Source organism: Mesorhizobium ciceri biovar biserrulae WSM1271, from assembly GCF_000185905.1.
GTDB classification, from domain to species: domain Bacteria; phylum Pseudomonadota; class Alphaproteobacteria; order Rhizobiales; family Rhizobiaceae; genus Mesorhizobium; species Mesorhizobium ciceri.
Genome location: NC_014923.1, coordinates 5,363,838 through 5,388,026 on the forward strand (window position 1 = coordinate 5,363,838; position 24,189 = coordinate 5,388,026).

The 24,189-nt window shown below is 63.7% G+C and carries 27 protein-coding genes; 12 read left to right on the forward strand and 15 right to left on the reverse strand.

Features of this window, described 5'->3' with window-relative positions; genetic code table 11:
- Positions 1 to 3 precede the first annotated feature (3 nt).
- Positions 4 to 957 (forward strand): alpha/beta hydrolase, encoded by a 954-nt coding sequence (locus MESCI_RS26075; RefSeq protein WP_013532954.1) that lies wholly within the window; start codon positions 4 to 6, stop codon positions 955 to 957.
- On the opposite strand, the gene MESCI_RS26080 is transcribed toward MESCI_RS26075, so the two are convergent.
- A complete protein-coding gene (locus MESCI_RS26080) occupies positions 954 to 1,988 on the reverse strand; it encodes a LacI family DNA-binding transcriptional regulator (RefSeq protein ID WP_013532955.1) in 1,035 nt (344 codons plus the stop codon). The genes MESCI_RS26075 and MESCI_RS26080 overlap by 4 nt on opposite strands.
- 339 nt (positions 1,989 to 2,327) lie before the next feature.
- Here MESCI_RS26080 and rsgA point away from each other — a divergent pair, with 339 nt between their 5' ends.
- Entirely contained in the window at positions 2,328 to 3,368 is a 1,041-nt protein-coding gene (gene rsgA, locus MESCI_RS26085) for a ribosome small subunit-dependent GTPase A (protein WP_013532956.1), read from the forward strand.
- Positions 3,369 to 3,387: 19 nt separating this feature from the next.
- Here rsgA and MESCI_RS26090 read toward each other — a convergent pair whose 3' ends face one another.
- Complete coding sequence (locus tag MESCI_RS26090; RefSeq protein ID WP_013532957.1) at positions 3,388 to 3,921, reverse strand: sterol desaturase family protein; 534 nt, start codon at positions 3,919 to 3,921, stop codon at positions 3,388 to 3,390.
- A 173-nt stretch (positions 3,922 to 4,094) separates the two neighbouring features.
- On the opposite strand from MESCI_RS26090, the gene MESCI_RS26095 reads away from it, so the two are divergent.
- Complete coding sequence (locus tag MESCI_RS26095; RefSeq protein WP_013532958.1) at positions 4,095 to 4,565, forward strand: NUDIX hydrolase; 471 nt, start codon at positions 4,095 to 4,097, stop codon at positions 4,563 to 4,565.
- 10 nt (positions 4,566 to 4,575) lie between these two features.
- Here the strand turns inward: MESCI_RS26095 and pobA are convergent, their stop codons facing one another.
- Genes pobA through pcaD form a run of 6 tightly spaced genes read right to left on the reverse strand, consistent with a single transcriptional unit; the run spans position 4,576 to position 9,388 of the window.
- On the reverse strand, positions 4,576 to 5,748 hold the full coding sequence (gene pobA / locus MESCI_RS26100) for a 4-hydroxybenzoate 3-monooxygenase (RefSeq protein ID WP_013532959.1): 1,173 nt from the start codon (positions 5,746 to 5,748) through the stop codon (positions 4,576 to 4,578).
- Positions 5,748 to 6,800: a 3-carboxy-cis,cis-muconate cycloisomerase gene (locus MESCI_RS26105; protein WP_013532960.1), complete on the reverse strand. Its 1,053-nt coding sequence runs from the start codon at positions 6,798 to 6,800 to the stop codon at positions 5,748 to 5,750. Before MESCI_RS26105 ends, pobA begins: the two co-directional genes overlap by 1 nt.
- A gap of 19 nt (positions 6,801 to 6,819) precedes the next feature.
- The gene (pcaG, locus tag MESCI_RS26110; RefSeq protein ID WP_013532961.1) at positions 6,820 to 7,434 is read right to left on the reverse strand and encodes a protocatechuate 3,4-dioxygenase subunit alpha; all 615 of its coding nucleotides are present in this window, start codon (positions 7,432 to 7,434) and stop codon (positions 6,820 to 6,822) included.
- Positions 7,434 to 8,189: a protocatechuate 3,4-dioxygenase subunit beta gene (pcaH, locus tag MESCI_RS26115; protein ID WP_013532962.1), complete on the reverse strand. Its 756-nt coding sequence runs from the start codon at positions 8,187 to 8,189 to the stop codon at positions 7,434 to 7,436. The genes pcaG and pcaH overlap by 1 nt, the downstream gene beginning before the upstream one ends.
- Positions 8,179 to 8,586, reverse strand: coding sequence for a 4-carboxymuconolactone decarboxylase (gene pcaC, locus MESCI_RS26120; protein WP_013532963.1), 408 nt, complete (start codon positions 8,584 to 8,586; stop codon positions 8,179 to 8,181). Before pcaC ends, pcaH begins: the two co-directional genes overlap by 11 nt.
- Positions 8,579 to 9,388: a 3-oxoadipate enol-lactonase gene (pcaD, locus tag MESCI_RS26125; RefSeq protein ID WP_013532964.1), complete on the reverse strand. Its 810-nt coding sequence runs from the start codon at positions 9,386 to 9,388 to the stop codon at positions 8,579 to 8,581. Before pcaD ends, pcaC begins: the two co-directional genes overlap by 8 nt.
- 93 nt (positions 9,389 to 9,481) lie before the next feature.
- On the opposite strand from pcaD, the gene pcaQ reads away from it, so the two are divergent.
- A complete protein-coding gene (pcaQ, locus tag MESCI_RS26130; RefSeq protein ID WP_013532965.1) occupies positions 9,482 to 10,399 on the forward strand; it encodes a pca operon transcription factor PcaQ in 918 nt (305 codons plus the stop codon).
- A gap of 18 nt (positions 10,400 to 10,417) precedes the next feature.
- Here pcaQ and MESCI_RS26135 read toward each other — a convergent pair whose 3' ends face one another.
- Complete coding sequence (locus MESCI_RS26135; protein WP_013532966.1) at positions 10,418 to 11,347, reverse strand: aldose 1-epimerase; 930 nt, start codon at positions 11,345 to 11,347, stop codon at positions 10,418 to 10,420.
- Between the two features lie 109 nt (positions 11,348 to 11,456).
- Here MESCI_RS26135 and MESCI_RS26140 point away from each other — a divergent pair, with 109 nt between their 5' ends.
- From MESCI_RS26140 to MESCI_RS26175, 8 genes are all read left to right on the forward strand, one after another.
- Positions 11,457 to 12,200 carry a FadR/GntR family transcriptional regulator gene (locus tag MESCI_RS26140; protein WP_013532967.1) on the forward strand — a complete coding sequence of 248 codons (744 nt, stop codon included), beginning with the start codon at positions 11,457 to 11,459 and terminating at the stop codon, positions 12,198 to 12,200.
- Entirely contained in the window at positions 12,197 to 13,924 is a 1,728-nt protein-coding gene (locus MESCI_RS26145) for an IlvD/Edd family dehydratase (protein WP_013532968.1), read from the forward strand. Before MESCI_RS26140 ends, MESCI_RS26145 begins: the two co-directional genes overlap by 4 nt.
- Before the next feature lie 11 nt (positions 13,925 to 13,935).
- Positions 13,936 to 14,712: an SDR family NAD(P)-dependent oxidoreductase gene (locus MESCI_RS26150; RefSeq protein WP_013532969.1), complete on the forward strand. Its 777-nt coding sequence runs from the start codon at positions 13,936 to 13,938 to the stop codon at positions 14,710 to 14,712.
- 32 nt (positions 14,713 to 14,744) lie between these two features.
- Positions 14,745 to 15,743: an AraD1 family protein gene (gene araD1 / locus MESCI_RS26155; protein ID WP_013532970.1), complete on the forward strand. Its 999-nt coding sequence runs from the start codon at positions 14,745 to 14,747 to the stop codon at positions 15,741 to 15,743.
- Between the two features lie 51 nt (positions 15,744 to 15,794).
- Positions 15,795 to 16,820, forward strand: coding sequence for an ABC transporter substrate-binding protein (locus MESCI_RS26160; RefSeq protein WP_013532971.1), 1,026 nt, complete (start codon positions 15,795 to 15,797; stop codon positions 16,818 to 16,820).
- Between the two features lie 75 nt (positions 16,821 to 16,895).
- A complete protein-coding gene (locus MESCI_RS26165) occupies positions 16,896 to 17,999 on the forward strand; it encodes an ABC transporter ATP-binding protein (protein ID WP_013532972.1) in 1,104 nt (367 codons plus the stop codon).
- The gene (locus MESCI_RS26170; RefSeq protein WP_013532973.1) at positions 17,996 to 18,868 is read left to right on the forward strand and encodes an ABC transporter permease; all 873 of its coding nucleotides are present in this window, start codon (positions 17,996 to 17,998) and stop codon (positions 18,866 to 18,868) included. Before MESCI_RS26165 ends, MESCI_RS26170 begins: the two co-directional genes overlap by 4 nt.
- Positions 18,865 to 19,665, forward strand: coding sequence for an ABC transporter permease (locus tag MESCI_RS26175; protein ID WP_013532974.1), 801 nt, complete (start codon positions 18,865 to 18,867; stop codon positions 19,663 to 19,665). Before MESCI_RS26170 ends, MESCI_RS26175 begins: the two co-directional genes overlap by 4 nt.
- A gap of 91 nt (positions 19,666 to 19,756) precedes the next feature.
- Here MESCI_RS26175 and MESCI_RS26180 read toward each other — a convergent pair whose 3' ends face one another.
- From MESCI_RS26180 to MESCI_RS26205, 6 genes are read right to left on the reverse strand one after another with little or no spacing between them, the layout of a single operon-like run.
- Positions 19,757 to 21,016 (reverse strand): ABC transporter substrate-binding protein, encoded by a 1,260-nt coding sequence (locus tag MESCI_RS26180; RefSeq protein WP_013532975.1) that lies wholly within the window; start codon positions 21,014 to 21,016, stop codon positions 19,757 to 19,759.
- A 48-nt stretch (positions 21,017 to 21,064) separates the two neighbouring features.
- Complete coding sequence (locus MESCI_RS26185) at positions 21,065 to 21,493, reverse strand: hypothetical protein (RefSeq protein WP_013532976.1); 429 nt, start codon at positions 21,491 to 21,493, stop codon at positions 21,065 to 21,067.
- The gene (locus MESCI_RS26190) at positions 21,490 to 22,545 is read right to left on the reverse strand and encodes an aldo/keto reductase (protein ID WP_013532977.1); all 1,056 of its coding nucleotides are present in this window, start codon (positions 22,543 to 22,545) and stop codon (positions 21,490 to 21,492) included. The genes MESCI_RS26185 and MESCI_RS26190 overlap by 4 nt, the downstream gene beginning before the upstream one ends.
- Positions 22,542 to 22,895, reverse strand: coding sequence for a TIGR04076 family protein (locus MESCI_RS26195; RefSeq protein WP_013532978.1), 354 nt, complete (start codon positions 22,893 to 22,895; stop codon positions 22,542 to 22,544). Before MESCI_RS26195 ends, MESCI_RS26190 begins: the two co-directional genes overlap by 4 nt.
- 1 nt (position 22,896) lies before the next feature.
- Entirely contained in the window at positions 22,897 to 23,379 is a 483-nt protein-coding gene (locus MESCI_RS26200; RefSeq protein WP_013532979.1) for a DUF3830 family protein, read from the reverse strand.
- The gene (locus tag MESCI_RS26205; protein WP_013532980.1) at positions 23,376 to 24,110 is read right to left on the reverse strand and encodes a GntR family transcriptional regulator; all 735 of its coding nucleotides are present in this window, start codon (positions 24,108 to 24,110) and stop codon (positions 23,376 to 23,378) included. Before MESCI_RS26205 ends, MESCI_RS26200 begins: the two co-directional genes overlap by 4 nt.
- Positions 24,111 to 24,189 lie beyond the last annotated feature (79 nt).

The window sequence follows — 24,189 nt, forward strand, 5'->3', positions numbered from 1 at the left end:
ATCATGACGCTCGATCCGGATGCGCTGCGCGTCCTCGACATGGCTCGTGCAGCCGGCGGCAAGCCATTCGAGACCGGCAGCGTGGCGGCGGCGCGAGCTGCCTACAACGCCTCCTTCCCGACGCTGCAAGGTGAGCATGAGCCGGTCGCGACGACCTTTGAACAGCAGATCGACGGGCCGAACGGCCCCATCACTGTCCGCATCCATCGCGGCATCGACGCACTGCCGAGCGGGGCGCCGGCGCTGCTCTATCTGCATGGCGGCGGCTGGGTCATCGGCAATCTCGATTCACATGACGAGATCTGCCGCCTGATGGCCAATCTCGGCAACGCCGTCATTGTCTGCCCCGACTATCGCCTGGCCCCGGAGCACAAATTTCCCGCCGGGCTCGAGGATTGCCTGGCGACACTTCGCTTCATGGCCGAGAATGCCGTCGACCTGGGCATCGACAAGGTGCGCATTGGTGTTGCCGGCGACAGCGCCGGCGGCAATCTTGCCGCAGTGCTGGCGCTGCTCGCACGCGATGGGCTCGCTCCACCACTTGCGACGCAGATCCTGATCTATCCCAACACCGACGCGCGGCAGACATCGGACAGCTACCGGCGTTTCGGCGACGGCTTCGGCCTTACCGCGACGACCATGGCATGGTTCCGCGACCATTATGTGCGAACGCCCGACGATATCATGGACTGGCGCGTCTCGCCCTTGCTGGCGCCTGATCTTGCCGGCGTCGCGCCGGCATTCGTGGGGCTTGCCGGCTGTGACATCCTGGCCGACGAAGGGGCAGCCTATGCGGCGTGCCTGCAGGCCGCGGGCGTGCCTGTGATCCTGCGGCAATGGCCGGGCCAGATCCATGGCTTCGTCTCGATGGGACGCCATATTCGCGCCGCCCGGCAAGCGGTGGTCGAGGGGGTGACGGCCTGGCGCCACTTCGAGGGATCGACGTCGACCGGTTAGGCCGACTGACGCATCACCAGGGTGGCACCGAGCTTGACGGTGCGCGCCATGCCCTGCTTCGGCGGATCGGCCTCGTCCAGCAGGGCCAGCAGGATCTCGACGCTGCGGCCGGCCATGGCGGTGAAATCCTGCGCCATGGTGGTCAGCGCCGGACAGGTGTAGCGGCTCAGCGGATGGTCGTCGTGGGCGGCAACGCGCAGATCGCAATCGGGCCTGCGGCCGACCTTCAGGCCGCGCGAGTACGCGGCCGCCATTACGCCAAAGGCGAGACGATCGTTGGCGCACAGGATGGTGCGGCCGGGCAAGGTCCCGGCCTCCAGCATTTTTTCCGTCTGCTCGTAGCCGATGCGTTCGAAGTCCCAGGTGTAATCGCGCGCGGCCTCGATGACGGCCGGCCTGAAGCCGGCGGTCTCCATCGCGACGATGTAGCTCTCCTGGCGTTCGCCGGAGTTGTGGTTGACATGCGGAATGTCGAGATAGACCGGCGGTTCGCCCGAGCGACAGAGATAGTCGACGATGGTCGACACGCTCTGCCGGTTGTCGTTGCCGACGAACGGCGTATCGCCCTCGATATAGGTGTCGAAATAGACGATCGGAATGTCCTGCCCGAGCTTGTCGAAGACGCTGCGGTCGGAGGCAAGGCCGAGCGGGGCGATGATCGCGCCGGCCACCTTCAGCGACAGCAGCGTCCTGACCGACTCCGCCTCCAGCTTCGGCGAACCATGCGAGGAGATGACGATCGGCCAGTAGCCTTCGTCGCGGCAGCGAAATTCGATGCGGCTGACCATCTCGGCGTAGAACGGATCGGTGATCGTCGGCACGACGATGCCGATGTTGCGGGTGCGCTTGCGGTTGAGGTTGCGGGCGAAAAGGTTCGGCTGATAGTCCGAGGAACGCAGGGCGGCTTCGATGCGCGCCCGCGTCGCCGGCTTCACGCTCGCCGGATCGTCGAAATATTTGGACAGCGTCGGGCGCGACACGCCGCATGCCTGGGCGAAGTCGTCCATCGTGCGGTGCGTCTTCTCCGCCATCGATATATTCCTGATCCCCTGCCAACGATCGGCCCCGCCCACAGTCATGCGACCGTTGACCGGATGCGACAATGCTTGACGGAACTTATTCAGTCAATTTTCACAGTTCCCAATAGAACGCAAAAATATTCCATGCGTCAAATTATTTGTTAACGCTTCAAAACTGATGGCGTCATGGACTTCATTGTCAGTTCGACGAAGGGCTGCAGAAGCTTGCCGCTCAGCCCTCGGCTACGGGCCTGCTTGCCAAATGTCGCCATGCCGCCCATACACGGCTTGGAAATCACCCCACCCCGTTCGCCCCCCCTGCCAGGGATACCGTCCAATGTCCGTGACGCCGTGGTCAAAGCCGTGACGGATCACTCCACGCCATCGCTCGCCAGCCTGGGCTGGACCGAATTTTTCGGCGACCAGCTCGAGCCCGGCGAAGCCAATCTTGTCCCGACGCGGATCGCCACCGTCCACCGCGATCGCCTGACCGGCCTGTCCCAGGCAGGGCCGGTCGATCTGACGCTGGCGGCGCAGGCGAACACCGGTGACTATGCCGTCGGAGACTGGGTGCTGGTCGATGGGCATGAACACCTTGTGAAGCGCCGCCTGACCCGCAAGACGGTGCTGGAACGCCGCACCCAGGGCGGCGGCAGGGTGCCGCAGCTTGCCGCGGCCAATGTCGATACGCTGTTCATCGTCACCTCGTGCAATGCCGACTTCAATCCCGCCCGGCTCGAGCGCTATCTGGCGCTGGCCAACGAGGCCGGAACGACGCCGGTGATCCTGCTGACCAAGGCCGATACCGCTGAAGACGCCGAGACCTACCAGAAGCAAGCTGCGGCGTTGCAGCGTGGATTGCCGGTGGTGATGCTGAACCCCCGCACATCGGATGCGGCAACCGTCCTGGCTGCCTGGTGCGGTGTCGGCCAGACGGTGGCGCTGATCGGCTCCTCCGGCGTCGGCAAATCGACGCTGGTCAACACGCTGGCCGGATCGGCGCAGCAATCGCCGCAACAGACCGGGGGCATCCGCGAGCACGATTCCAAGGGACGCCACACCACCACGTCGCGATCGCTGCATTCCATCGCCGGCGGTGGCTGGGTGATCGACACGCCGGGCATGCGGACGCTGCAGGTCAGCGATGTCGGCTACGGCATCGACACGCTGTTTGCCGAAATCACCGAGCTTGCACCGCTCTGCAAGTTCCGCGACTGCACGCATGTGCACGAGCCGGGTTGCGCGGTTCAGGCTGCCTTGAAGGCGGGGACGCTCGACCCGGAGCGCCTTGCCCGCTGGCGAAAACTGTCCGACGAGAACCAGAACAACACGCCGGTCCAGAGCGGGCCTCGCGGAGCCAAGACTTCCGGCGGTCGCAGAAAGAGGCGCTGAACGGCGAGGACTGAGGACTTCAGAGCTGCGCCGTGCCGAAAACGCGATCCCAGAATGCCGAAGTCACACCGAAATTGGCCGTTTCGTCGATGTGGTGATGCACCGCATGACGGCGCTTGAGCGTGTAAAGATAGCTCGGATGCGCCGGGTGCCAGTGATGGATCATATGGTGGATGCTGATGTACCACAGATATCCCAGCATCAACCCGCAGCTCACCGCGCTCGCGGTGGCGAAATCTGAGACCACCCAAACGGGCACAAACGCGACCAGCGCATGCACGCCGAGACTGAACCAGGTTGGCGTGCCCACAGAACTGCGTTCCTCGACATGGTGACGGTCGTGCAGGTCCTTGACGTAAGGAATATGGTGAAGAGCGAACCTGTGCAGCACATACTCGATCAGCGTCCAGAGGCCGAGACAGGCGAGGACAGTGCCGATCCAGCCTGGCGCACTCTCTTCGCCAGCCTCGAGCAGCCCGGCCACTGCCAGCACGGCGATCACCAGCGGATACACCACGAAGTCGCTATAGTAGCCAATAAGACCGAGTTGCATCGTCACCTAGCCTTCGAGCCGCCAAATAAGCGATGGTATCAGATTGCCGGACTCGCGACCGAGGTGCAATGCAGACGCGCCTGACATAGCGTCGCAATCCCCTAGTGCAAGGTTCGTATCAACGATTCAAGGACCATCGGCAGGCTGCCGGCTTCGCAAATGGACGTACAAAAATGGTAAAACGCAGTGCGGGATTGCTGATCTATCGCCGCAGCGATGGCGATCTCAGGGTGTTGCTGGTTCACCCGGGCGGGCCGTTCTGGGCGAAGAAGGACGATGGCGCCTGGTCGATACCGAAGGGTCTCGTCGGCGAGGACGAGGATGAGTTGACGGCAGCGCAACGCGAGACCGAGGAAGAGCTCGGCGTCAAGGTTGATGGTCCCTTCGCGCGGCTCGGCGACTACAAACAACCCGGCGGCAAGATCGTCTCGGCCTGGTCTGTCGAGGCGCGCATCGACATCGATGTGGCTGCCATCAAAAGCAACATGTTCACCATGGAATGGCCGCCAAGGTCGGGATCCCTGAAGGAATTTCCGGAGGTCGACAGAGCGGGCTGGTTCACTTTGGCCGAGGCGGAGGTGAAAATCCTCAAGGGGCAGCGCCCGATGCTTTTGGATTTTGCCAGGCAGCAAGGCGCCGAATGATCCGCAGCCCTCAATAGGGCAGGCCGACATAGTTTTCCGCGAGCGCGGTCGATGCGGCACGCGACTGCACGAGATAGTCGAGCTCGGCCTCCTGGATGCGCTGGCCGAACTCGCCGGTGTCGGGAAAACGGTGCAGCATCGTCGTCATCCACCAGGAAAAGCGCACCGCCTTCCAGACCCGTGCCAGCGCCTTGCCGGAATAGGCGTCGATGCCAACAGATGATTTCTCGATGTAGAAGTCGCGAAAACCGGCGAAGAGATAGCGCACGTCGCTGGCGGCGAGGTTGAGGCCCTTGGCGCCGGTCGGCGGCACGATGTGGGCGGCGTCCCCGACCAGGAACAGCCTGCCGAAACGCATCGGCTCGGCAACGAAGGAGCGCAGCGGCGCGATCGACTTTTCAAAGGATGGTCCGGTAACGACGCTTGCCGCGGTCTGCTCCGGCAAGCGGCGGCGCAACTCGTCCCAGAAGCGATCGTCCGGCCAGGCTTCGACGCGATCGTCCTGCGGACACTGCACATAATAGCGGCTGCGATGCGTCGAGCGCATCGAGCACAGGGCAAAACCCCGCTCGTGATTGGCGTAGACCAGTTCGTGATCGGCCGGCGGCACTTCGGCCAGCACGCCGAGCCAGCCGAACGGATACTGCCGCTCGAAGATTTTCAGCGCACGCTCGGGCACCGATTTGCGGCTGACGCCGTGATAGCCGTCACAGCCGGCAATGAAGTCGCAATCGATGCGATGCGTGACCCCGTCCTTGTCATAGGTCGCGAAAGTTGCGGCGCCGTCGAAATCGTGCAACGCGACATTTGCCGCCTCGTAGATCGTGGTCAGTCCCTCCGCATCGCGCTTGTCCATCAAATCGTGCGTCACCTCGGTCTGGCCATAGACGGTGACATGCCTGCCGCCGGTCAGTGCCTCGAGGTCGATGCGGTGCAGGCGTCCGTCGAAGGCGAGCGAGATGCCGGAATGCGGCAGTCCTTCCGCGTGCAGCCTTGCCGCCGCGCCGGCCTGTTCCAGCAATTCGACGGTGCCCTGTTCGAGCACCCCTGCCCGCACTCGGCCAAGCACGTGCTCGCGGCTCGCGCGTTCCAGAATGACCGTCTCGACGCCGATGCCGGCCAGAAGCTGCCCAAGCAGCAGGCCGGACGGTCCGGACCCGACGATGACGATTTGCGTGCGCATCAGTGGCCGAGACTTTCGACCTGTGCGGCCAGCTCAGCGGCAAGGCGGAGCGACGCGGCCGTCGCGATGACCATTTGCGGCAGCAATAGCCATTCCAGCGTCCAGGCAGCGCCCGAGCGCTCCTGCTCATGCACGAGCGCGTGATGCATGCCCGCAAGCTGCGTGGCGTTGAAGCGGGCAAGCGCCACCAGCGCTTCGGCCTTCACCGGGTTCTGCTTGTGCGGCATGGCCGAAGAGCCGCCGCCGCCGGAAAGCTCGATCTCGGTTCCACCTTGCGCCATCAGCGCGATGTCCTGGCCGAATTTGCCGAGGCTGCCTGATAGCAGCGACATCAGGCCGGCGAAATCGGCGAGTGCGTCACGCTGGTTCTGCCAATGCGGTGCGTCGCCAAGGCCGAGCTTTGCGGCTAGTGCTGCGCGCACCGCCGGACCTTTGTCGCCTAGCTTTTCCAGCGTGCCGGCGGCACCGCCGAACTGCACCACCAGCAGACGCCTCGACTGTTCCGACAATCTTTCCTGATGCCGTTGCAGTGGCGCCCGCCACGTCCTGACGCGGTCGGCCGCTTTGATCGGAATGGCTGGCTGCATGCGCGTCATTCCCGTCAGCGCCCTGCCGCCAAACCGCTCTTCGAGCGAGACGAGCCGTATAATGGTCTCGGTCAGGAGCAGGCCGAGATGCTCGACGATGGACTTCAGCCGAAACACCAGGCCGGTATCGATGACATCGTGGCTGGTTGCGCCGAGATGCACTTTGTCGCCATGCGGTTCGCCGACCGCCGCCCTGATCTGGCGTACCAGTTCCGGCACAATGACGCCGTCTCTGGCGACGGCAGCCCGCAGCAAGGCGGTGTCGGGCCGGAATGTGGCAAGTGCGGCCACGATCGCGGCGGCATCATCCTTGGTGATAATCGCGTTTTCAGCTTCCGCTTGCGCCAGCGCCCGCTCGAAGGCAAGCATCGCCTCGATTTCCGCCTCGACGGAAAAATGCCGGTTCGCCTCCTCGTCGCCGAGAAGAGCGGAGAGCAGTGGATGGTCGAAGGGCGATACGGTCATATCCTGCTCCTCCTGACCATCAGCTGTCGAAGAAGACCGTTTCCTTCTCCCCCTGGAGATGGATGTCGAAAACATAAATATCGCCGTTGCGCTCGGCGATCAGCGTCGGCACGCGGACGCGGTGCTCGATGCGCGCTAGGATCGCATCCCCGGCATTGGCCTTTTCCTCATCGGAAAAATACAGGCGTGTGTGCAGGCCGAGATTGATGCCGCGCGCGACAATCCAGAGGGTGATGTGCGGGGCCATCAGGCTTCCGTCCCTGAACGGCACGCGGCCCGGCTTGATCGTCTCGAACGTGCACAGACCGGTGTCCATGTCGGTCGGGCAACGGCCCCAGCCGAAAAAGTTCGGATCGGCCGCGCCGCGCAGTTCAGCCGGCGAATTGTAAAGCCCATCCGCATCTGCCTGCCAGATCTCGATCAGCGCATCCTTGAGCGGCGTGCCGGTACCGTCGAGCACCCGGATGCGCAGGCCGATGCGCTCCCCCTTGGTCTTGTCGTTGACCATGGTCGCACCAAGGTCGGTCGCATAGACGCCGCCGATGCCGCAGAAATTGGGCGTCAGCCCGATATGGACATAAGGTCCGGCGGTCTGCGAGGGGCTTTCCCTGAGCCGGTCGAGCGACTGGGCCATCAATTGCCCTCCAGCCTGTTTTCGAACAGCGACGCGCGGCGCCCGCGCAGCACGATGTCGAACTTGTAGGCGCGCGCGTCGAAGGGGATCGTCGCCTGCATGTCGAGCGTGGCGATCAGCGTTTCGACGGCGGCCTTGTCGGGGATGCCGCGCACGATCGGGCAGTGCCAGATCAGCGGATCACCCTCGAAATACATCTGCGTGATCAGCCGCTGCGCAAAGCCGTGGCCGAAGACCGAGAAATGGATGTGCGAGGGCCGCCAGTCGTTCGGCCCGTTCGGCCAGGGATAGGGGCCGGGCTTGACGGTGCGAAAGGCGTAGCCGCCATCCTCGCCTGTTATGGCGCGCCCGCAGCCGCCAAAGTTCGGGTCGAGCGGCGCCAGATAGCCGTCCTTCTTGTGGCGGTAGCGGCCGCCGGCATTGGCCTGCCAGAATTCGAGCAGCGCGCCGGGTACGCCAACACCGCGTTCGTCGAGCACCCGGCCATGGACGATGATGCGCTCGCCGAGCGCGCTCTCGCCGGGCCTGGCGAAATTGTGGATCAGGTCGGCGTCGAGTTTGCCGAGCATGGCGTGACCGAAGACCGGGCCTGCAATCTCCGACAGCGTGTTGTCGAACGGCAGCGGCGCCTTCTGCGGCGAGCGCAGCACGGAGGTCTTGTAATTCGGTGTCAGAACAGGCGGATGCCAGGTCCGGTCGCGCTGAAAGAAGGCGCCGGTCTCGGGCCTTCGGTTCGAGCCGGACTCAGCGGTCATTCTGACTTCCGTCCATTTCCGAAAACACGTCCTTGGCAATTCTGAAGGCACGGTTGGCGGCCGGCACGCCGGCATAGATGGCGACATGCAGGAACGCCTCGCAGATATCGTCGCGCGAGGCACCAGTGTTGACGGTGGCGCGCACATGCATAGCAACCTCCTCATCATGGCCGAGTGCGGCCAGCAGCGCCAGCGTGACGATCGAACGCTCACGCCTGGTCAAGCCCGGCCGCGCCCACACGGTTCCCCAGGCGGCCTCGGTGATCAACTCCTGGAAAGGCTGGTCGAAATCGGTGGCGGCGACCTCGGCGCGGTCGACATGGCGGTCACCAAGCACCGAGCGCCGCACCGCGAGGCCGGTGCGATATCTGGTTGCGTTGCCGGGGACTTCATCCATGGGTTTCTGCTCCAGGGGCAAGCGACGCGATAAAGCCGCGGATCAGGGCGGTGAGCGCTTCAGGCTGTTCGACGCAAGGAATGTGTCCAGCGTCGCGGATGATTTCGAAGCGCGCGCCGGGGATCAGCGCGGCCAGCGAGCGGACGAGATCGGGAGGTGTCGAGCCATCCTGGTCGCCGGCGACGCAGAGCGTCGGCACCGCGATGCGGCGTGCAGCATCGGTGAAATCGGCATCGCGAACGGCCGCGCAAGTCCCGACGTAACCTGCAAGCGCTTGCCTCGTCATCATGTTCCAGTAACCGTCGAGCTCGGCCTGATGCGCCGCGTGGAAGGCGGGGGTGAACCACACTTTGAGCACGCCATCGGCAATCGCCTGGATGCCCTTGCTTTCGACAGTCGCGATGCGTGTGTTCCAGCTGTCTGTCGTGCCGATCTTGTGTGCCGTATCGCAAAGGATCAGGCCTTCGACGATTTCAGGCCGCCTGGCATAGAGCCCCTGCGCGATCATGCCGCCGACCGACAGGCCGCACAGCACGACCTTGCTCAAGCCGAAATGATCGATGAGCGCCGAGAGGTCATCGACGTGATCGTCGATCGACCTGATGTCGCCGATGTCGGACAGTCCGTGGCCGCGCTTGTCATATACCAGCAGCGGCATTTCACCATCGAACGTCGAGACAATTTCGTCCCAGATCCGGAAGTCGGTGCCGAGCGAATTGATGAATATGATTGGGCGCGCATTGCCGGTCGCCTTGATGTGGCGATGGTGCAGCGTGATGCCGCCGATGGTGACGAATGGCACGGTTTCGATCCTCCGCCCCCACATTGCACAAGGCGTTTGGTTCGGTAAAATGATATTTTGCGGCGTTTCATTAACTCAGGGGTTATCGAATCCATGTCCGAGAGCCGCATTCGGTTCCGTCACCTGCAGGCATTCCTGGAAGTTGCGCGGCAGGGGAGCGTGGCGCGAGCGGCTGACTTGCTGCATGTCAGCCCGCCGGCCGTGACCAAGACATTGCGCGAACTGGAAGAGGCGCTGGGGGTTGCGGTGGTGGAGCGCGACGGCCGCGGCATCCGACTGACGCGCATCGGCGAGATCTTCCTTCGCCACGCCGCCACGGCGATCACGGCGCTCAAGCAAGGCGTCGATTCCGTCCGCCAGGACGGAGCGGTCAACCGGCACCCGATCCGCATCGGCGCGCTGCCGACGGTGTCGGCGCGGGTGATGCCGCTTGCCATGAGCCTGTTCCTCAAAGAGAGCACCGGTGCGGCGATCAAGATCGTCACCGGCGAGAACGCGGTGCTGCTCGAACAGTTGCGCACCGGCGCGCTCGATCTCGTCGTCGGACGGTTGGCGGCGCCGGAGAACATGACCGGCTTCTTCTTCGAGCATCTCTACTCCGAACAGGTGCTGTTCGTGGTGCGGGCGCGACATCCGCTGCTTGAGCCCGGACAGGACGTGTTCGCGCGGCTCGACGAGTTCCCGGCGCTGATGCCGACACGGGAATCGGTCATCCGCCCTTTCGTCGACCGCCTGTTCATCACCAACGGCATGACGGCGCCGGCAACCGAGATCGAAACCGTCTCGGACTCCTTCGGCCGCGCCTTCCTGCGGCAGAGCGATGCGGTTTGGATCATTTCGGCAGGCGTCGTCGCCAATGAAGTCGGCAGTGGCGCCTTCGTCGCCCTGCCGGTCGACACCGAGGAAACCAAAGGACCGGTCGGCCTGACGATGCGGACCGACACGGCGCCCTCGCCGGCCTTCTCCATCCTGCTGCAGACCATCCGCGAAGCGGCGAGGCAAAGCAGTTGATGCGGCTCAGACTGGCGATCAGATCTCCCGCGAAGGCCTGAAGCGAACGCTTGCGGACCTCATGTGCCCGGGCGCCAGTACGATGCAGCCGGTCTCAATGCCCGTGTCAGCCCTGCGGTTGAAGGCATCGGTGATGTTGCTGACCGGTTCGGCGCAAAAGAATGGCTCGCCGGGCGGCGTGTAGAGGACAAGGAAATCGAGTGGCGCCTCGGCCTCGATGTCCAGTTGCCGTCCATGCTCCGGCCAGGAGATCCGGGCGCGGCGCGACCATCCGGTGAAGACCGTGTCGAAGTCCGTCTCCGACACGTCGAAGCCCGTGGTCGGGTTGGAGCCTGCAGGCGGCAGGACGTGCCGGGTGGGCAGGATTTCCGCGTCGGTCTCCCACATGCCGGACACCCGCGCCTGGACATGCGTCCACGGTGTCGATGGGAAATAGGGATGCAGGCCGAGCCCGGCCGGCATCGGCGCGTCCGACAGGTTGCGCAGCGAGATGGCGATGATCAGGCTGCCATTGACCAGCGAGATCTCTTGCCTTGCCTCATAGCTCCACGGCCAGGAATCGGCGGCATGGCGGTAGGATAGGACGGTGGCGCTGGCTTCGTGCCGCACGACGGTCCATGGCCGACGCCAGCCATGGCCATGCTCATGATGTGGATCGTCCGGGCTGGTCGGCAGTTCGACGGTGCGGCCTGCGAATGCGAAGCGGCCGTGCCTTATGCGATTGGAATAGGGAACCAGCGGGAAGCAGGCCATGGCGCCGGCATCGCGGCCGTCGATCGCCGCCTGATCCGCAGGGCGCAGCCAATCCACGACGGATCCGTTTTGCCGCCAGCGATACGACGCCAGCGCGCCGCCGGCGACCGGCGCGATCTCCACGGTCGCAATGCCGTCGCTGATCGAGATCAGCCCTTGGTGCTGCTCGGCAACGGCAGCGGAATTCTTTGTCATCGGCACTCCCCCATCCCTTGACTCCAATCGCAATGCCGATAAGACATATCATATGAATAGTATGAAGAATAACAAATCTTTCAGTATGGCGCGTACGTCGAGAGTCGCGGTGGCGGTTTCCAGCGGCTCCACCGCTCTGCATGCGACCGTCGTCGAGCAAATCGGATTGCGCATCGTTCAAGGCGATTTCCTGCCCGGCGAGGCACTGCCCAATGCCGACGATTCAAGCGAGATGCTGGGGGTCAGCCGCACGGTGCTGCGCGAGGCGATCAAGGTGTTGGCGGGCAAGGGGCTGGTCGAATCGCGGCCGAAGACCGGCACAAGGGTGCGTCCTCGTGCCGACTGGAATTTCCTCGACCCGGACGTCCTGTCATGGCGCTATGCCAGCGGTGTCAGCGCCGACGATGTCCGGGCGCTGTTCGAATTGCGCAGGGCCATCGAGCCGATGTCGGCAGCGCTTGCGGCCCAGCGCGCCACGCCAGCGCAGATCGCCGAGATCAATGCAGCTCTGGTCGAAATGGAGGCGGTGGTCGACGACGGCGACCGCTTCGCCAAGCCTGACCTTTTGTTCCACCAGACCATACTGCGCATGACCGGCAATGAGCTGATCGGCTCGCTGGCGGCACTGGTCGAAACCGCATTGGTGACGAGCTTTCGTCTTTCCAACGACAATCCGGAAGGGCAGCGCCCCTCATTGCCGCTGCACCGGGAAGTCGCCGAAAAGATCGCCGCCGGCGACGCGACCGGCGCACAAAAGGCGCTGCTGGTCCTCATCGACAATGCCGAGGAGGACGTGCGCCGCAGTGTCGAAAACCGCAACAAGCGCCGCCAGAATCGGGAGCTGGCATCGTGAGCGACACCAAACGCAAACTGCGGTCCGAGGCCTGGTTCGGCGGTGAGGGCAAGAACGCCTTCATGCACCGCAGCTGGATGAAGAACCAGGGCATTCCCGCCGACGCTTTCGACGGCCGCCCGGTGATCGGCATCTGCAACACCTGGTCGGAATTGACCCCATGCAACGCGCATCTGCGGGCGCTGGCCGATCACGTGAAGCGCGGCGTCTATGAAGCCGGCGGCCTGCCGCTCGAATTTCCGGTGATGTCGCTGGGCGAGAGCAACATGCGCCCCACCGCCATGCTGTTTCGCAATCTGGTCAGCATGGATGTCGAAGAGTCCATCCGCGGCAATCCGATCGATGGCGTCATCCTGCTGGTCGGTTGCGACAAGACCACACCGGCGCTGCTGATGGGCGCCGCATCGTGCAACCTGCCGACCATCGCCGTTTCCGGCGGGCCGATGCTCAACGGCAAGTTCCGCGGACAGGATATCGGCTCGGGCACCCATGTCTGGAAATTCGCCGAGGAGGTTAAAGCCGGCCGCATGCCGGTTGCCGACTTTCTCGCCGCCGAGCAGGGCCAAAGCCGATCGGCGGGCAGCTGCATGACGATGGGCACGGCCTCGACCATGGCCAGCATGGTCGAAGCGCTCGGCATCGGCATGCCGGACAACGCCGCGATCCCGGCGGTGGATTCGCGCCGTGGCGTGCTCGCCCAGATGGCCGGACGCCAGATCGTCGATCTGGTGCGCAGGGACGTGACGATCGCGGAGATCCTCACCAGGCAAGCGTTCGAGAACGCCATTCGCGTCAACGGCGCGATCGGTGGCTCGACCAATGCGGTGCTGCATCTGATCGCCATCGCCAACCGGATCGGTGTCGATCTCAGCCTCGAAGACTGGGACCGCCTAGGTCGTGACGTTCCAACTATTGTCGATTTGATGCCGTCGGGCCGGTTCCTGATGGAAGATTTCTACTACGCCGGGGGGCTAGCTGCGGTCATGGCGTCGCTTGATGAAGTGGGGCTTCTTCATCGCGACGCCATGACCGTCAGCGCCAAGACCATCGGTGAATTGATCGACGGCGCGCCCAACTACAACAGCGAAGTGATCCGCCCAATGAGCGAGCCGCTGACCAAGGAAGGGGGCATCTCCATCCTGCGCGGCAATCTGGCGCCTGACGGCGCGGTCATCAAGCCGTCCGCGGCAACGCCCGAGCTGATGCAGCATCGCGGCAAGGCGGTGGTGTTCGAAAACATCGAGCATTACTACGCCCGCATCGACGATCCGGAGTTGGACATCGACGCCACCTCGGTGATGGTGCTGAAGAACTGCGGGCCGCGCGGTTATCCCGGAATGGCCGAGGTCGGCAACATGCCGCTGCCGGCCAAACTGCTCAAGCTAGGCATCTCCGACATGGTGCGCATTTCGGACGCGCGCATGAGCGGCACCGCCTACGGCACCGTGGTTCTGCATGTGGCACCGGAAGCAGCCGCAGGCGGCGCGCTGGCGCTGGTGCGCGACGGCGACCTCATCGAGCTCGACGTCGCCGGCCGCCGGTTGGAACTTTTGGTGTCGGAAGAGGAGCTCGCCATCCGCCGGCGTGACTGGAAGCCGCCGGCGTCGCCGGAGGGCGGCTACCAGAGCCTTTATGTCGAGCGCGTGCTGCAGGCCGACAAGGGCTGCGATTTCGACTTTCTCGTCGGCCGGCGCGATGCCGGCATTCCTCGGCATTCGCACTAGAGAGGCGCGCGATGACGGATGAAATCGGCTACGCGATCTATCCAAGCCTCAAGGGCCGCAGCGTCTTCATAACCGGCGGCGGCAGCGGCATCGGCGAAAGCCTGGTGCGCCATTTCTGCGCCCAGGGCAGCCGCGTCGCCTTCGTCGACATGGCCGAAGAACCATCCCAACGTCTGGTCGACGCGATTGCGGCCGAGGGACATGCCGCGCCGCTGTTCATTCCCTGCGACCTGCGCAACGTCGAAGAGTTGCAGGCGGCAACCGTGCAGGCAATGCAGCACAATGGCCCCATCCAGGCGCTGTGCAACAATGCCGGCAATGACGACCGCCACCAGACCAAGGATGTGACGGTTGCCTATTGGGACGACCGCATGGCGGTCAATCTGCGCCACCAGTTCTTCGCGGCGCAGGCAGTGCGTCCGCAGATGAGCGCGCAGGGCGGCGGCTCGATCATCAACTTCGGCTCCATCACCTGGATGGTCGGCGATCCGGATTGCCCAGCCTATGTCACCGCGAAAGCGGGTATTTACGGCATGACGCGGGCGCTGGCCCGCGAGCTTGGCCCTGAGCGCATCCGCGTCAACTGCATGGTGCCGGGCTGGGTGATGACAGAGCGCCAGATGCGCCTGTGGCTGGACCCGGCCGGCGAACGCCAGATCGCGGAAAGGCAGTGCCTGCCCGACCGGCTGCAACCCTCCGATATCGCGCGCATGGCGCTGTTCCTCGCCGCCGACGACAGCCGCATGTGCACGAGCCAGCAGTTCATCGTCGATGCGGGCTGGGTGTGATCCGTACGGTTTCAAAGGAAGAAGGTTAGTTCATGCGTCTTGTTCAGTTCAGAATGGCCGACGGCAGCAGACGGGTGGGCCGTGTCTGCGATGACGGCAATCATCTGCACCCGCTCGAAAAGACCAGCAGCGTGCTGGAACTGGCCGAAGCGGCAATTGCCCAGGGCACGTCGATCGCAGCGCTGGTCGAGAAGCGGACCGGCACGGCGAAAATCGACTACGACCAACTGTTGCGCGATGGGCAGGTGCTCGCTCCGGTCGACCATCCCGAACCGGCGCGCTTCCTGGTCACCGGCACCGGCCTCACCCACACCGGAAGTGCCGCCGCGCGCAACCAGATGCATGTTATGACCCATGGCGAAGGTGCCGACGAATCCGATTCCTTGAAAATCTTCCGCATGGGGCTGGAGGGCGGCAAGCCTGGCTCCGGCAAGATCGGGATTCAGCCAGAGTGGTTCTTCAAGGGCGTCGGCACCTGCGTTGTCCCGCCCGGCGCGCCGCTGCCGATGCCGGCATTCGCGAAAGCCGGTGCAGAGGAAGCCGAGATCGTCGGGCTTTATGTCAATGGACCCGATGGCCATCCCTATCGCATCGGCTATGCGCTCGGAAACGAATATTCCGACCACGTGACGGAGGGCGAGAACTACCTTTATCTCGCCCATTCCAAGCTGCGCTCCTGCTCGATTGGTCCGGAACTGCTGATCGGTGACCTGCCCGAAGAAGTGCGCGGCCATTCGCGCATCCTACGCAACGGCACTGTTATCTGGGAGCAGGAGTTCCTGTCGGGTGAAGCGCACATGTCGCACTCGATCGCCAATCTCGAACACTTCCATTTCCGCTACCCGATGCACCGCAGGGCGGGCGACCTTCACGCCTATTTCTTCGGCGCGGCGGTGATGAGCTACGCCTCCGGCGTCAAGACGGCTTCCGGCGACGAGTATGAAATCCAGGCACAGACGTTCGGCAAGCCACTGCGCAACCGGATGGTGTCGGTGCCGGACGAGGGACTGGTCGCTGTTACCCAGCTGTGACGGCGCAGGCCCGAAAATTACGGTCCACCAGAACGATAATGGGAGATTAAAATGGGACTGAAGAAAGCGTTTTTAAGACTAGCGACAATCGGGCTCAGCATCGGCCTGATGACATCGGCGGCGCTCGCCGCGAACCTTCGGGTACTGGCCTGGGACGGCTACGCCGATGCCGACTGGGTCAAGGACTTCACCGCCGCGACCGGCATCGGCGTCGATGTCGTCTTCATCGGCAGCGACGACGAGATCTGGGCCAAGATCAAGGGCAGCGAGGGCCAGGACTTCGACGTCTTTGCTGTCAACACCGCCCAGTTGCAGCGCTACATCAAGGCTGACCTGGTGTCGCCGATCGACGTCACCAAGCTCCCCAACCAGAAAGACGTGCTGCCGCGCTTCCGCGACCTGACGGCGGTCAGCGGCGTCACCAAGGACGGCAAGGTCTACGGCATTCCGTTCTGCTTCGACTCCATCGGCCTGATCTACGACACCGACAAGGTCAAGCCGGCGCCGACCTCGATGTCGGTTCTGTGGGACCCGGCCTACAAGGGCAAGGTGCTGGCGTATGATAATGGCGAGCACAATTTCTCGTTCACCGCACTGACGCTCGGCTACAAGGATCCGTTCAACCTCGACGAAGAGCAGATGGCTGCAGTCAAGGCCAAGCTGGTCGAACTCAAGCGCAACGTGCTCAGCTTCTACACCACCGCCGACGAGGCGCAGCAGATCTACCAGAACAATGATGTGGCCCTGATCTGGGCCAATTACGGCCAGCAGCAGGTCAAGGCGCTGCAGAAGATCGGCGCCCATGTCGCCTACGTCAATCCGAGCGAGGGCGCGCTTGCCTGGCTCGACAACTGGGTCATTTCCAAGGGTGTCCGTGATAATGCGGCAGCCGAGAAATGGATTGATTTCATGCTGAGCAAGAAGGTCGGCGGCGAGCTTTCCGAGCGCACCGGCTTCGGCAACACGGTGACGGAAACCGGCAGCGCCGGCGGCAACGACAAGCTGGTCTGGCTCAACAATGTCGAGGACCCGCTCAAGCGTTCGGACATGTGGAACGAGGTCAAGGCAACGCCCTGATCTTTCCGCACCATGCCTTCGAAGGACCCGGCGGTCCGGAGTTCCGGACCGCCGAAGCGTATGCGAGAGTATTTCATGAACCAGAACACCGACCTCTTGACGCTGCGGTCCGTCTCGAAATCCTACGGCACGGTCCCCGTGCTGCACGACATCGACCTGTCGATCAAGGACGGTGAGTTCCTCACCGTTCTTGGACCATCCGGCTCCGGCAAGACCACGGTGCTGCGGCTGATCGGCGGGCTGGAACCGCTGACGTCGGGGGAGATACGCCTGGATGGGCAAGACATCAGCCGCATGCCGATCAACCGGCGGCCGTTCAACACCGTGTTTCAGGACTATGCGCTGTTCCCGCACCTGACCGTTTCCGGCAATGTCGGCTACGGGCTTTCGGTTCGCCATGTCCAGCGCAAGGAAATCGCGCGCCGAGTCGCGGAGGCGCTGGAACTGGTCCAGCTCGGGCGTTTCGCCGACCGCTTTCCGGCGCAGCTCTCCGGCGGCCAGCGCCAGCGCGTCGCACTCGCCCGTGCGCTGATCTGCCAGCCGCGCCTGATCCTGCTCGATGAGCCGCTCGCCGCACTCGACCTCGAACTGCGCCGGCAGATGCAGGTGTTCCTAAAGTCCATCCAGCGCGAAATCAGGACCACCTTCCTGTTCGTCACCCATGACCAGGAAGAAGCCATCGGCATGGCCGATCGGATCTGCGTCATGGAGGCCGGCCATATCCGCCAGCTCGGCACGCCGCACGACCTTTACTACAGACCGAATTGCGAATTCGTCGCGCGTTTCTTCGGCGAGAACAATCTGGTGGCCGGGAAACTCGGACCGGTCCAGGGCGAGCTGCGATCGATCGAGACGGCGCTCGGGCGCCTCATCTGTTCGATCAGCGACCAGCCGCATTTGAAAGCCGCAGCGGAAGGCGCCAGCGCTTACGCCGCGTTCCGTCCAGAAGCCTTGCACCTTGCGGATGCAAAGGACACCGACAACCGTTTTTCCGGCACGATCTCCGATCTGGCCTTTGCCGGCTCGTCGACCGTCGCCACCATCGCGGCCGGCCCCGACAATGCCGCGCAACGCTTGCGGCTGCGCGTGCCAAGCCGGGTCGACGGCAGCGCGCTCAGATCCGGCGAGGCCGTATCGCTTTCCTTTGCGCCGCATGAAGGCCATCTGGTGCTGGCATGAGCGAAGCCGGATCGACACTGCCTGCGGAAAAACGGCTGTCGCTGCTGGTGACGGTGCTGGCGTTTGCCTTGCCAGTGGTCTTCGTCCTGGTGCCGCTGGCGATCTTCCTCGGCTACAGCTTCTTCAGCGTCGACCAGGGCACGATCGTCTACGGCTTTTCGCTGGGCAATTATGTCAGGTTCTTCACCGATCCGGTCTTTCTGCCGGTGTTCTGGAACACCATCGTGCTGTGCGTGTCGGTGGCCATCGTCTGCATCCTGCTCGCCTATCCCGCCGCCTATTTCCTGACGACGCTGAAAGGGCGCTGGCGCTATGCCTTGCTGATGCTGCTCTTGGTGCCGCTGCTGATGAGCTACGTCATCAAGATCTATGCCATCCGCAGCATCCTCGGCCTCAACGGTTTCCTCAACAAGGCACTGGTGGCGCTCGGCATTCTGCAGGAACCGTCGACGCTTTTTGTGTTCAATATGAACGCCATCCTTTTGACGCTGACCCTGCTCCTGATCCCCTTCGCCATCCTGCCGATCTTCCTGTCGCTGGAGCGGATTCCGCAAGTGCTGCTGCGCGCATCCGACGATCTCGGCGCGAGCGGCTTGCAGACCTTCCTGCGCATCACCTTGCCGCTCAGCCTGCCCGGCGTCGCTTCGGCGGCGAGCTTCGTCTTCGTGCTGGCGATTGGCGATTTCCTGACGCCGCAGATGGTCGGCGGGATCAGCGGCTTCACCTTCGGCCGCATCCTCTACAGCCAGTTCGGCACGGCCTATAACTGGCCGTTCGGCGCGGCGCTGTCGGTGGCGCTGGCCGTCGTGGTGATCGCCGCAATCCTCATCGGCGAACGCTTTGGCCGCAACCCGGGGACTTCGGCATGAGCGCCCTGCCCCGACTGTCCACGATCTTTCTGGCCGCGATCACGACACTGGTTGCGGTGCTGCTCTACAGCCCACTGTTCGTGCCGATCGTGTCGTCGTTCTTCACCATTTCGCATGGCTCCGTCGACTGGTCGTCGCCGACCCTGTCGACCTATGTGGCGCTGGCTGAAAACCACGACATGTTGGTCGCTCTGCGCACGACGCTGATCGTCGGCGTCTGCACCGTCATCCTGTCGGTGGTCAGCGGAACGCTGCTGGCGCTCTATTATCATGGGCGCCGTTCCGGACGCTCGCTGCTGCAGTTCATCATCTTCCTGCCGTTCCTGATGCCGCCGATCATCAGCGGCCTGGCGCTGCTGATCTTCTTCCGCGAGATCGGCCTCGAACGCTCGCTGCTGACGGTCGTTATCGGCCATACGGTTTTCGTGTTGGCGATAGTCTACCGCACGGTACTGATGCGGCTGCAGTCGATGAGCCGCACGCTGGTTGAAGCGTCCTACGATCTCGGTGCCACGGGCTGGCAGACCTTCTGGCGCATCATCCTGCCGAACCTGTCGAGCGCCATGGTCGGCGGCGCCATCCTGGCCTTCGCCCTGTCATTCGACGAGACCATGATCACCATCCTGGTCACTGGCACGCAAAGCACGCTGCCGGTCAGGCTGTGGGCGATGATGCGGCTTGGCTTCTCACCCGATATCAATGCGCTGGTGGCGCTGATCCTGATGTTCACCGTGCTGCTCTGCGTGCTCGCCGCCCGCTTTCTCATCCCCAGGCAAGTTGCGACGGAACGGACGTGAGTGCCGGGCAAGAGCGCCGCAATGAGGCAGCCATATTCTTGGCCCGGCATCGATGCTGACATAATCGATGCCGGACCAAACGGAATGATGCTTACTGAAGCTTGGCCTGCAAGGCGTTGACATCGTCGGTGGTCATTTCACCGTCCGTCGCTACCTTGCCGTCGACGATCTTCCACAGCCGGAACGGGCCTGTGATGTCGCCATATTTATCGAAGGCGACCGGGCCGATGACGCCTTCGTAGCGGATCGGCTTGCCGTCCTTGATCAGGCCGAGCGCCTTGGCGAACTCTTCCTTGCCAGCAAAGATCGGCGTGCCGGCCGGATCGACCGCCTTGTACATCGCGTCCTTGATCTTGGCCGGGTCCTCGGAGCCGGCAATGGCGATGGCGAGGCCAACAATCGCGCCGGCGTCATAGGAACGGTCGGCTGCCGGATTGGTCGGTTCGATGCCGGAGAATTCCTTATAGTTCTTGGTGAAATACTCCGTCGAGGCCGTCGGGCTGGTGCCGGACGACGTGCCGTAGGCTTCCTTCAGATAGTCGGCGCCGACGGATTCGATGAAGTCCGGGCTGTTCATGCCGTCATTGAGCAGGAATTTCTGCACGCCGCCCTGCGAGATCCAGGTGCGGGCGACCGTGGCGCCGTCGACCGGTGTGCTGACGAGGTAGAGACCGTCCGGTTCACCGGCCATTGCCGCGGTGACTTCGGAGGCATAGCTCGACTGCTTTTCATTGTAAGGCGTGTCGGAGACGATGGTGCCGCCGAGCGCTTTGTAGGCACGCGAGAATTCGGCCACCATGTTGACGCCGAAATCGTTGTTGACGTGGATGATCGACAGCTTCTTGAAACCCTTGTCGATGGCATATTTGGCGGCGGCGACACCCTGCAGCGCATCCGAGGTGATGGTGCGGAAGAAGATGCCGTTGGTCTTGCCGTCGCGGCCGAGCGCGGTCAGCGTCGGCGAGGACGATGCCGGGGAGACCTGGACGATCTTGGCCGGTGCCGTGACCGATGTCAGGATTGGGATCGACACCGAAGAAATGATGCCGCCGATGATCACAGGCACTTTCTTGACCTGCACAAGCTGAGTGGCGGCGTCGACCGCGATGTTGCCCTGGCTCTGGCTGTCGCGCGTGTCGGTGACGAGATCGCAGCCGCGCACCCCGCCGGCTCCGTTGATGTCGCGGAAGGCCATCTCGACCGACTTGGCGCCGGCCTGGCCATATTCGCCGGCCGGGCCGGTGAGTTCCATGACGAGGCCGACGGTGATCTTGCAGTCGGCGGCCTGAGCAGCACCCGCCATCGTGACGAGGGCCAGCGCTGTGGTGAGTTGGAGTATCGTCTTTGTCATTGTTGTTCCCCTTTCGTTACTCGACTGTATTTGAACTCTGGAGCTTGTTCAGCGTTCCGGCACCTGCAGCCAGGTTTCATGCAGATGTCGCCATTCGACGCCGTTGGGCGCCGATGAACTGGTGGTGAAGACGGCGCTCGATTGACGGCGGCTGTGCTTGCCTGCGCGCAGCTGCGCTTCGACATAGAGGACGACGATGGTATCCGCGTCCTGCCAGCCGGGCCGGATGTCCTCGATCGAAATGGCGAAACCATCGTCGCAGGAAGCACGGCTTGCGCGGACATGGTCGACGACCGCTTCGCGATCGAGGATATGTCCGTCCGGCGCCACCATGCTGAGGTCCTTGCCCATGGCGCGTTCGAAGCGGCCGAAGTCCACCGTGTTGGCTCGCGCGGCGACGAACCAGTCGACGAAGAAGCGGTGCAGGTCGATGATTTCGGCGCTGGCGCGTGAAAACAGGGAGGGTTCGCCGCTCATTTCTTCCCCGCATTGAGGTTGTAATGCATGATCGAACCGTGGCGGCCGCGGCGGTCGCGTTCCAGCGTGTAGACGTCACCTTCGAGGCCGGTGCCTTGCGCGATGACGGCCGCAATCCGCTCCCGGTCCTCGGCGTCGAGCGCAACGTCCATGATTTTCGCATTGGCAATGGCGTGGGCCTGGTTGCGGGCGCCGACGATGACCGCCGCCACTTGCGGCTGCTCCAGCACCCAGGCGCTGGCGATGGTGGCGACGTCAACGCCGTGGCGGTCGCCAACGGCCTTCAGCGCCTGCAGCAGGTGCTGGAACAGCTCCCAGCCGCCAAAATCGTCGATGATCAGCTTGTACTTGACCAGCGAGCGGTTTTCGAGCGGCGTGGCGGGCTCGGCCGCACCGAGCCATTTGTTGCTGAGGAAGCCGCCGGCGACTGAACCATAGCAGAGGAAGCTGACGCCGTTCTGTTTTGCGAGCGCGGCCAGGCTGCTGCCCGGGCGCTGGTCGAGCACGGAATATTGCAGTTGCTGGCTGACCAGCGGGATGCCGGCAGCGAGTATCTCGGCGAGCCTTGGCGTGTCGAAATTGGTGGTGCCGAGATTTCGCACCTTGCCCTCCAACCGAAGCTCGTTGAGCCAGCCCATGGCATCGACATAGCGCGGCTGTTCATAGTCCCACCAATGGAACTGCACGAGATCGAGCCGCTCGGTCTTCAGCCGCCGCAATGACTGGTCGATGATGCCCCTGATGTAGTCACGGCTGATACTGGCCAGCCGTTCGAGGTCGGGCACCAGCTTGGTGTGCACCTTCATCCTGGCCGCGACGTCGAGGCCGCGCTCGCTGGCCAGCCGCAGGCGCGCGGCACCGATCAGCTCCTCGACGCCGGTGTAGATGTCGGCGCAATCATAGGTCCAGATGCCGGCATCGAAAGTGGCGATCAGATCGGCCACCGCCTGGCTGCGGTCAATGGCGCCGTGGCCGCCAGCCAGCTGCCAGCCGCCGCGAATGACGCGCGAGATGGTGTAGCCGGGGCCGAGTTCGAAGGTGTTGGCGGTCATCTAAGGTCATCCTCTTTCGGCAGCGGCACCGCCGTCGTCTCGGCGTGGCTGAACCGCCGCTTGGCCGCCCTGACGATCCGCAGCCGGCTGCCGCAATTGGGATCGGGACAAGCGATCTCGGCGTCCGAGGTCATCCAGTCGTTCGGGTGGGTTGGGCGCTGCTTGGCTGCCAGCAGCGGCAACACGGCGGCGATCGAATAGATCGAAAAACCCTGCCCTGCCGGCATCGACAGCATCTCGCCCTTGAGCTCGAAATAGTCGCCTTCCTTGGCGCCGCAATAGATAGGTTTGTCCTTGGGGATGATCGCCTCGACGCGAAGGTCGAACAGCTCGAAACCGTCGTCGGCCATGTCAGGCCTCCATCAGGCTGAAGGTGACATCGCAGGCGCCGTTGCGGCGGATGACACCGCACGCGGCGGCGAACCGGTCACGCTCTTCGACGCGCACCTGCGCCACCACACTGCCGGCCAGCCAGCCTATCGGGAACAAGAGCCGCGCGCCCTGCCCGTAGTAGAGGCCAATGTCGAAGATCGCATTGGGATTGCCGCCCCACATGCGTGGCGGCACGTAGGACAGTACGATGTCGCCCGGCTGCGGGTTCAGCGTCGCGTTCTCGGCCGGCAACGGTTTTGCATAGGCCTGGCCCTCGAGGTCGGCTGATGGAACCGGACAGGAAATCTCAGGCCCCGTCCACATCGCATGGATGCCCGGAACAACGCGTGGCGTGCCGAGGTAGGCCAAGAGGAAGGCAGCGTTTTCCGGCGCCTTCTCGGGCAGCAGCAATGCCGTTACGGAAAGCTGCGAGCGCGGCTCGGTGATCCTGATGGCGGTCATGTCTGGTCTTTCGCGGCGGCGGCCTGCAGCTTGCTGCGCAGGAAGGTGAAGGGTCGGCTGATGTCGGCGACCAGCGACTCGCGCGCCGCCTGCGCATCCTGCGTGGACAGCGCCGTGACGATGCGGCGGTGATATTGGGCGGTGTCGACCTCGCCGGCTTCCGAGAAGGCGTAGATGGCGACACGAATGCAGGGACCCGATTGCAGCCACAGGCTCTCGATCATCGGGATCAGCACGGCCGAACCGCAGGAGCGGTAGATCTCGAAATGAAAGCTCTGGTTGAGCGTCACTTCGCGGTCGACGTCCTTCTTGTGTTTCAAAGCCCGCATCTCGTCCCATTCGGCGAGGATGGTTTCGATGGTGGCGATCTGGCGCGGACCCATGCGGGCGGCGGCCAGCGCGATCGCCTCGCCCTCGATCAGGATGCGAGCCCGCAGGAGATCGTCGAGGCGTTCCAGCGTGATCGGCGGCACGCGCACCGAACGGTTGGGCAGCGCCTCCAGCGCCTTTTCCGTGATCAGCCGGCCGAGCGCCTCGCGCACCGGCATGGTCGAGGTGACCAAGGCGTCAGCCAGGCCACGGATGGTCAGCACCTGGCTCGGTTCGAACAGGCCGCCAATCAGGGCGCGGCGCAGCTCGGAATACACGCGGTCCTGCACGGTCTCGCGGCCGACCGGCGCAAGCTGGGCCGCGATCGCCTCGTTGTTCTTTTCGATGGCAGCCTTTTGCATGGAATTCCGTTCGTGGCCGGTTTTCGGCTTGCGGAGGAAATTAAAGCCGAATAGCGTGATCAACGCAAGTGTGATCACA

Excerpts from the sequence above, each read along its gene's own strand:
- MESCI_RS26105 (WP_013532960.1), bottom strand. The coding sequence starts at position 6,800 with ATGACCGTATCGCCCTTCGACCATCCACTGCTCTCCGCTCTTCTCGGC.
- MESCI_RS26160 (WP_013532971.1), top strand. The coding sequence starts at position 15,795 with ATGGGACTGAAGAAAGCGTTTTTAAGACTAGCGACAATCGGGCTCAGC.
- MESCI_RS26200 (WP_013532979.1), bottom strand. The coding sequence starts at position 23,379 with ATGACCGCCATCAGGATCACCGAGCCGCGCTCGCAGCTTTCCGTAACG.
- araD1 (WP_013532970.1), top strand. The coding sequence starts at position 14,745 with ATGCGTCTTGTTCAGTTCAGAATGGCCGACGGCAGCAGACGGGTGGGC.
- MESCI_RS26180 (WP_013532975.1), bottom strand. The coding sequence starts at position 21,016 with ATGACAAAGACGATACTCCAACTCACCACAGCGCTGGCCCTCGTCACG.
- pobA (WP_013532959.1), bottom strand. The coding sequence starts at position 5,748 with ATGCGCACGCAAATCGTCATCGTCGGGTCCGGACCGTCCGGCCTGCTG.
- MESCI_RS26165 (WP_013532972.1), top strand. The coding sequence starts at position 16,896 with ATGAACCAGAACACCGACCTCTTGACGCTGCGGTCCGTCTCGAAATCC.
- MESCI_RS26135 (WP_013532966.1), bottom strand. The coding sequence starts at position 11,347 with ATGACAAAGAATTCCGCTGCCGTTGCCGAGCAGCACCAAGGGCTGATC.
- pcaC (WP_013532963.1), bottom strand. The coding sequence starts at position 8,586 with ATGGATGAAGTCCCCGGCAACGCAACCAGATATCGCACCGGCCTCGCG.
- MESCI_RS26075 (WP_013532954.1), top strand. The coding sequence starts at position 4 with ATGACGCTCGATCCGGATGCGCTGCGCGTCCTCGACATGGCTCGTGCA.
- MESCI_RS26205 (WP_013532980.1), bottom strand. The coding sequence starts at position 24,110 with ATGCAAAAGGCTGCCATCGAAAAGAACAACGAGGCGATCGCGGCCCAG.
- MESCI_RS26090 (WP_013532957.1), bottom strand. The coding sequence starts at position 3,921 with ATGCAACTCGGTCTTATTGGCTACTATAGCGACTTCGTGGTGTATCCG.
- MESCI_RS26185 (WP_013532976.1), bottom strand. The coding sequence starts at position 21,493 with ATGAGCGGCGAACCCTCCCTGTTTTCACGCGCCAGCGCCGAAATCATC.
- MESCI_RS26080 (WP_013532955.1), bottom strand. The coding sequence starts at position 1,988 with ATGGCGGAGAAGACGCACCGCACGATGGACGACTTCGCCCAGGCATGC.
- pcaH (WP_013532962.1), bottom strand. The coding sequence starts at position 8,189 with ATGACCGCTGAGTCCGGCTCGAACCGAAGGCCCGAGACCGGCGCCTTC.
- MESCI_RS26190 (WP_013532977.1), bottom strand. The coding sequence starts at position 22,545 with ATGACCGCCAACACCTTCGAACTCGGCCCCGGCTACACCATCTCGCGC.
- pcaQ (WP_013532965.1), top strand. The coding sequence starts at position 9,482 with ATGTCCGAGAGCCGCATTCGGTTCCGTCACCTGCAGGCATTCCTGGAA.
- MESCI_RS26175 (WP_013532974.1), top strand. The coding sequence starts at position 18,865 with ATGAGCGCCCTGCCCCGACTGTCCACGATCTTTCTGGCCGCGATCACG.
- MESCI_RS26170 (WP_013532973.1), top strand. The coding sequence starts at position 17,996 with ATGAGCGAAGCCGGATCGACACTGCCTGCGGAAAAACGGCTGTCGCTG.
- MESCI_RS26150 (WP_013532969.1), top strand. The coding sequence starts at position 13,936 with ATGACGGATGAAATCGGCTACGCGATCTATCCAAGCCTCAAGGGCCGC.
- MESCI_RS26095 (WP_013532958.1), top strand. The coding sequence starts at position 4,095 with ATGGTAAAACGCAGTGCGGGATTGCTGATCTATCGCCGCAGCGATGGC.
- pcaG (WP_013532961.1), bottom strand. The coding sequence starts at position 7,434 with ATGGCCCAGTCGCTCGACCGGCTCAGGGAAAGCCCCTCGCAGACCGCC.
- MESCI_RS26195 (WP_013532978.1), bottom strand. The coding sequence starts at position 22,895 with ATGGCCGACGACGGTTTCGAGCTGTTCGACCTTCGCGTCGAGGCGATC.